Origin of the sequence: Pseudomonas gregormendelii, from assembly GCF_017114825.1 — a bacterium.
GTDB classification, from domain to species: Bacteria; Pseudomonadota; Gammaproteobacteria; order Pseudomonadales; family Pseudomonadaceae; genus Aquipseudomonas; species Aquipseudomonas gregormendelii.
This window is the reverse complement of record NZ_JADEVO010000098.1, coordinates 1-1,194: the sequence shown is the minus strand read 5'-3', so window position 1 is coordinate 1,194 and position 1,194 is coordinate 1. Positions and strand designations below refer to the sequence as shown.

Here is a 1,194-nt window from a genome sequence, read left to right as displayed (position 1 = left end):
GGAAGGTCTGAAGTAGACCCCTATTTTCCGGCTACTTCGTCATCGGCGCTTTCAAAAAACGACAGCCGTTCAAATCCCGGTCAAATCTACTGTCTATTTCATCCATTTTTGCCGCTGCAAGCGCCTCGTAGCAGCCATTTCTCCCATTACGGACGCACCTCTCCTGCGCTGGAGAGCAAATGTCGACGCGCCATCCATAGGTTCGACAGGGCGAACAGCGTCACCATCTGTGCTGTGTTTTTCACCAAGCCCCGGAAGCGCACCTTGGTATAACCAAACTGGTGCTTGATCACCCGAAAGGGATGCTCAACCTTGGAGCGAACCTGGGCCTTGGCTTTCTCGATCTTGCGTATCGCTTTGTACAACGCGCTGCGTTTGCCGTGTTTTTTGTAGGTGCTGCGCCGGGCTGCAATCTGCCAGATGACTTGGCGTCCCGCATGTTCTTCGCGCTTCTCGACACCGATATATCCCGCATCAGCGCCGATCACGTTCTCGGCACCGTGTAGCAGTTTGTCGACTTGGGTTACGTCCGCGACGTTGGCCGCAGTGACCACCACGCTGTGCACCAGCCCTGACTCATCGTCGACACCAATGTGCGCTTTGGCACCGAAGTAATACTGGTTACCCTTCTTTGTCTGATGCATTTCCGGGTCGCGTTTGCCGTCCTTGTTCTTGGTCGAACTGGGCGCATGAATCAGCGTGGCATCGACGATGGTGCCTTGTCGCAGTGACAAGCCACGGTCGCCCAGATAGCCATTGATCACGCCGAGAATACCAGTGGCCAACTCGTGCTTTTCCAGCAGGCGACGGAAGTTGAGGATGGTGGTTTCATCCGGGATTCGCTCCAGGCTCAGACCGGAAAACTGGCGCAAGATCGTCGTCTCGTACAGCGCCTCTTCCATCGCCGGATCGCTGTAACCGAACCAGTTCTGCATTAGATGAACCCGCAGCATCGCCATCAACGGATAGGCTGGACGACCACCTTCGCCCTTCGGGTAATGAGGTTCGATCAGGGCAATCAAACCCTTCCAGGGTACGACCCGATCCATCTCGATAAGAAACAGCTCCTTGCGGGTCTGCTTGCGCTTACCGGCGTACTCGGCATCGGCGAAGGTCATTTGCTTCATCATCGAAAAGCTCGGCGATTGGTGTCCGGGGATTTTGCCAAATCAGGAAGTCTTTTTCAGGATTTCC

1 protein-coding gene is annotated in these 1,194 nt (G+C 55.2%); it reads right to left on the bottom strand.

Annotation, left to right across the window (positions count from 1 at the left end; all coding sequences use genetic code 11):
* Positions 1-146 precede the first annotated feature (146 nt).
* The gene (locus IMW75_RS26720; protein ID WP_205894306.1) at positions 147-1,127 is read right to left on the bottom strand and encodes an IS5 family transposase; all 981 of its coding nucleotides are present in this window, start codon (positions 1,125-1,127) and stop codon (positions 147-149) included.
* Positions 1,128-1,194 lie beyond the last annotated feature (67 nt).